Below are 5,617 nucleotides of genomic sequence, written 5' to 3' on the forward strand. Positions count from 1 at the left end.
GGTGGTGTTCGAGAACCGCTGGGTGAAGGAGCAACTGCTCGACCTGAATCCAACACAGAAAAATGAACTCCTGCAGTTCCTAGAAAACAACTACCGCCCGGAGAACAGGGATTACCAATACGATTTTCTCTTTGATAACTGCTCTACCAAAATGCCGGACGTACTTTCAAAGATCCTTGAAAATGGTCTGGACTTTAAGGAAGATCACCTGGATACACGCTATACCTTTCGGGAACTTATCCGGCAGCACCTGAAAACCAATTCCTGGGCCATGTTCGGCATTGACCTGGCCCTGGGGGCAGATATCGATAAAGAAGCTACCGCCTACCAACATATGTTCCTGCCCTATTATGTACTGTACCAACTGGACAATACCTCCCTGGACAACAAACCGTTGGTAAGGCGTACCCGGACCATCCTCAACAACCCGGATGCTGATCTGGGTGCCATTTTTACCCTATCCCCTTTGTTCTGGTTGTTGGTGCTTTTGGGATTTAGCCTTACCATTACCTATATTGATTACCGGAATAAAACCAGGAGCCGGGGGCTGGATTTTATACTGTTTCTTTTCAGCGGGCTGGCCGGATTGCTGCTTTTTTCCCTTTGGTTTTTCACTGATCATACGGCCACGGTGAACAATTTTAACATCCTGTGGCTCTTTCCCCTCAATTTGGTAGCTGCCTTTTATTTGATACGGAGCACGGATCCACCTGCGTTTATGCGGCCTTACCTTATCGGATTAACTATTTTACTGGGGATTACCGGGGTACTCTGGGTATTCGGGATACAGCATTTCTCCCCCTTGATCGGGATTCCGGTGGCTGCTCTTTTGATTCGCTACCTTTGGCTTATCCTCTATTTTAAAAAGCCTGAGCTCCCCTGAACCCTTTCCGGTAATGAAAAGCTTCTGGCCCACCACTTCCTGTGCTCCCTATCAGCAGAATTGATTATATTCCTTTAATTTTGTAGCACTTAAGGATTATGGACAACGGCATATACTATTTACTGGGGGGTCTGGCCATAGTTTATTTGGTAATTTCTGCTTTCAACAAGCGTAATGCAAAAAGGCGGAAATCCAGGAAATTTATGGAGGGGTACGAACGCAAGGACAAAAGGAAAGAATCCCAGGAATGAATCGCAAGTGTACCTATGGTACTTTTATTTAGCCCAACACTATGAAGATCTATACGAAAACAGGAGATACTGGAACTACTTCTCTATTTGGGGGCACACGGGTACCCAAGCACCATATTCGCATTGAAAGTTACGGTACGTTAGACGAACTCAATTCCTGGATCGGCCTGCTGCGGGACCTTTCAGAAGATACCTCCCAGAAGGCAGTGCTACAGAAGATACAGGACAGGTTGTTCGTAACAGGTGCACAGTTGGCTACAGAACCCGAGAAGGCAAAAGGTAAGGGTGGACGTGACCGCCTCAACATTCAGACACTGGATTCCGCGGATGTGGAGCAATTAGAGAAAGCCATGGACGAGATGAATACGCACTTGGCTCCCATGACGCATTTTATACTTCCTGGAGGCCACCCTACCGTGTCATATTGTCATATTGCCCGTACTGTCTGTCGGAGGGCCGAGCGAATGATCACCTATCTTAATGAAAATGAAGCTGTTGACCCCTTAATTCTTACCTATATCAATCGCCTGTCTGACTACCTATTCGTCCTGGCACGTAAATTGTCGTCCGACCTCCAGGCAGAGGAAATAAAGTGGATCCCGGCGAAAAAGGAGGAATAAATTTCACTTTTCTTCGTTATCCCTTTACTGAAATCTAAAAAATCACAGGCAAATCGGGGAATTAAAGCTGTTTTTTCTTTGCCGTTTGGGTTTAAAAATTATTTTTGCAAAAATTTAAAATCAGACCATAGCGATGTATTGGACTTTAGAACTGGCATCTTATTTAAGCGATGCCCCCTGGCCGGCCACCAAGGATGAGTTGATAGACTACGCCATCCGTACAGGAGCACCGCTGGAGGTTGTAGAAAACCTTCAGTCAATGGAAGAAGAGGGTGGTGAGATTTATGAATCAATCGAGGAAATTTGGCCAGATTATCCTACCGAAGAAGATTACCTCTGGAACGAGGATGAATATTAATAACACACGTTAATTACATAAAAAAGTCTCATTTGAGGCTTTTTTTTTATGTAATTTTGACAGCCCACACCAGAGTTTTGGGAAGATTTAGACTTCTGGAACACCTTTTGTACTACCGGAAGCATCACACGAGATGAGAATGCCGAACGGCGATAAGTGAAAATGAAATGCTCGTGGCAATTAAAAAAAATATCACATGAGTTTAGTTAATTCCATTATTAAAGCCTTTGTCGGCGATAAGTCGAAAAAGGATGTAAAGGAACTACAACCTATTGTCAAAAAAATAAAATCCTTTGAAAGCGCCCTGAAACAGTTGAGCCATGACGAACTCAGGCAAAAGACCGCAGAATTCAAAGCTACTATTGCTGAAAAATGCAGCGACATCCATAAAGAAATTGATCGATTACAGGAGGAGTCAAAAAGTTCTGCCGATATCGATAAGAACGAGGCCATTTACAACCAAATCGACAGCCTGAAAGAGGACGCTTACAAAATCACGGAGGACACCCTGAACGATTTGCTTCCGGAAGCATTCGCTGTAGTCAAGGAAACTACAAGGAGGTTTGCTGAAAATGAGACCCTGAAAGTAGCGGCCTCAGAATTTGACCGTAAGCTCTCCGGAACCAAGGAATATGTTACCCTTGATGGGGATTCCGCGATCTGGAGCAATTCCTGGGATGCTGCCGGAAAGGAAGTCACCTGGGACATGGTCCATTATGACGTACAGCTGATAGGGGGTATTGCCCTGCATCAGGGTAAGATCGCTGAAATGCAGACGGGTGAAGGTAAAACCCTGGTAGCCACCCTCCCCCTCTACCTCAATGCACTGGCTGGAAAAGGGGCGCATTTGGTGACTGTTAACGACTACCTTGCGAAAAGGGACAGTACCTGGATGGGACCCATTTTTGAATTCCACGGGCTTTCGGTAGACTGTATAGACAAGCACCAGCCCAACTCAGAGGGCAGGCGGGCCGCCTACAACGCGGATATCACCTATGGCACCAACAATGAATTTGGCTTTGACTACCTCAGGGATAACATGGCACATACCCCATCAGACCTGGTGCAAAGGCCCCACCATTACGCTATTGTGGATGAGGTGGATTCCGTACTGATCGACGATGCCAGGACCCCTTTGATCATTTCCGGACCGGTACCCGAAGGGGATCGGCACGAATTCAATGAGCTGAGGCCCAAAGTATACGAAATTGTTCAAAAACAGCGGCAATATCTTACCGGCGTATTGGCAGAGGCCAAGAAAAAAATTGCGGAAGGCGACACCAAGGAAGGTGGCTTCCTCTTGTTAAGGGTCCACCGGGGACTCCCAAAAAATAAAGCGCTTATCAAATTCCTGAGTGAAGAGGGAATAAAGCAGCTCCTGCAAAAGACCGAAAACTTTTATATGCAGGACAACAACCGGGAAATGCCCAAAGTGGATGCTGAACTCCTCTTTGTAATTGACGAGAAAAACAATCAGATCGAGCTGACCGATAAAGGTATAGAAGTGATCTCCAAGGACCAGGACAAGAACTTTTTCATCATGCCTGATATCGGCAGTGAAATTGCAAAAATCGAAAACCAGAACCTGGAAATTGAGAAGGAAGCAGAGCTCAAGGAAGATTTGTTCCGGGATTTTTCTGTGAAAAGCGAACGCATCCATACCATGAGCCAGTTGCTTAAGGCCTACACGCTCTTTGAGAAAGACGTGGAATATGTCGTAATCGATAATAAGGTCATGATCGTGGACGAGCAAACCGGTAGGATCATGGAGGGCAGGCGCTACTCGGACGGGCTCCACCAGGCAATCGAAGCCAAGGAGAACGTGAAGATTGAGGCCATGACCCAGACCTTTGCCACCGTTACCCTGCAGAATTATTTCCGGATGTATAAGAAACTGGCCGGAATGACCGGTACGGCGGTTACAGAAGCCGGGGAATTCTGGGAGATCTACAAACTGGATGTCATGGAGATCCCAACGAACCGGCCGATAGCCAGGGATGATCGCAACGATCTGATATACAAGACTAAAAGGGAGAAATACAATGCCATTATCGAGGAAGTATCCCAGTTGGCCCAGCAAGGACGGCCTGTTCTTATTGGTACTACTTCAGTAGAAATATCGGAATTGCTCTCCCGCATGTTGAAACTCCGAAAAATCGACCATAACGTACTTAACGCTAAACTCCATAAAAAAGAAGCGGATATCGTCGCCGAGGCAGGAAACCCGGGCGTGGTTACCATCGCTACAAACATGGCCGGTAGGGGTACGGACATTAAGTTAACCACAGAGGTAAAAGGAGCGGGCGGACTGGCCATCATTGGCACAGAAAGGCATGATTCAAGAAGGGTTGACCGGCAGCTGAGAGGACGTTCCGGTCGACAGGGAGACCCTGGTAGTTCCCAGTTTTACGTGTCCCTGGAAGACAACCTGATGCGACTGTTCGGTTCGGATCGTGTTGCCAAGATGATGGACCGTATGGGGCTGAAAGAAGGCGAGGTGATCCAGCATTCCATGATGACCAAATCTATCGAAAGGGCCCAGAAGAAAGTGGAGGAAAATAACTTCGGGATCAGGAAGCGATTGCTGGAATATGACGACGTTATGAATGCCCAAAGGGAAGTGGTGTACAAAAGGAGGCGCCATGCCCTGGAAGGGGAACGCCTGCAGCTCGATATCGCCAACATGATCTACGACACCTGTGAGGTCATCGCAGAGACCAATAAGGCAGCCAATGATTACAAGAACTTTGAGTTTGAGCTGATCAAGTACTTTTCGATTACTGCCCCGGTTTCAGAAGAAGAATTTGCAAAACTGGCTTACCAGGAAATTGCGAACGAAACCTACCAGGCGGCGTATTCGTATTACCAGAATAAAATGGAGCGCAGTGCTGCCACTGCCCTGCCTGTCATCAAACAGGTATACGAAGACAATTCCAATAAGTTCGAGCGGATCGTAGTCCCTTTTACAGACGGGATCAAAACCCTGAATGTGATTACCGACCTTAAAGCGGCCTATGAGTCTGAAGGGAAGCAACTCGTGACCGATTTTGAAAAGAACATCACCCTGGCCATCATTGATGATGCCTGGAAGACACACCTTCGAAAAATGGACGAACTGAAACAATCCGTGCAGCTCGCCGTCCACGAACAGAAAGACCCCTTGCTCATCTACAAGTTTGAGGCTTTTGAACTCTTCAAAGACATGATCGAAAAAGTGAACAAGGATGTGGTTTCCTTCCTCTTTAAAGGAGAGTTACCTTCTTCAGATACCAACGAGATCCAGGAAGCACGGAGCGTAAGAAGGAAAAAAGAAAACCTGAAAACTACCAAGGAAGAGATTCCGAATAGTGATGAACTGGCGGCTCAGAACAGGGCGGCAGGTCAGACTCAGGGCAGGCGTCCACAGGTAACGGAAACTATTGTCAGGGAACGGCCCAAAATTGGAAGGAACGAGCGGGTTACCATTAAAAATATAATGTCTGGTGAAAGTAAAACCCTGAAATAC

4 protein-coding genes are annotated in these 5,617 nt (G+C 46.7%); all 4 read left to right on the forward strand.

What is annotated here, in order from left to right; translation table 11 throughout:
• Nucleotides 1-883, forward strand: an 883-nt coding sequence (locus AC4E7D_RS11000) for a lipoprotein N-acyltransferase Lnb domain-containing protein (protein WP_490173845.1), incomplete at its 5' end; no start/stop codon positions are given.
• A 292-nt stretch (nt 884-1,175) separates the two neighbouring features.
• Nucleotides 1,176-1,754 (forward strand): cob(I)yrinic acid a,c-diamide adenosyltransferase, encoded by a 579-nt coding sequence (locus AC4E7D_RS11005; RefSeq protein WP_490173846.1) that lies wholly within the window; start codon nt 1,176-1,178, stop codon nt 1,752-1,754.
• 133 nt (nt 1,755-1,887) lie between these two features.
• Nucleotides 1,888-2,112 (forward strand): DUF2795 domain-containing protein, encoded by a 225-nt coding sequence (locus tag AC4E7D_RS11010; RefSeq protein ID WP_013551418.1) that lies wholly within the window; start codon nt 1,888-1,890, stop codon nt 2,110-2,112.
• A gap of 196 nt (nt 2,113-2,308) precedes the next feature.
• Nucleotides 2,309-5,617 (forward strand): preprotein translocase subunit SecA (gene secA / locus AC4E7D_RS11015; RefSeq protein WP_490173847.1); only part of this gene is annotated, 3,309 nt, incomplete at its 3' end.

Source organism: Lentiprolixibacter sp., assembly GCF_982873095.1.

Excerpts from the sequence above, each read along its gene's own strand:
- AC4E7D_RS11005 (WP_490173846.1), top strand. The coding sequence starts at position 1,176 with ATGAAGATCTATACGAAAACAGGAGATACTGGAACTACTTCTCTATTT.
- AC4E7D_RS11010 (WP_013551418.1), top strand. The coding sequence starts at position 1,888 with ATGTATTGGACTTTAGAACTGGCATCTTATTTAAGCGATGCCCCCTGG.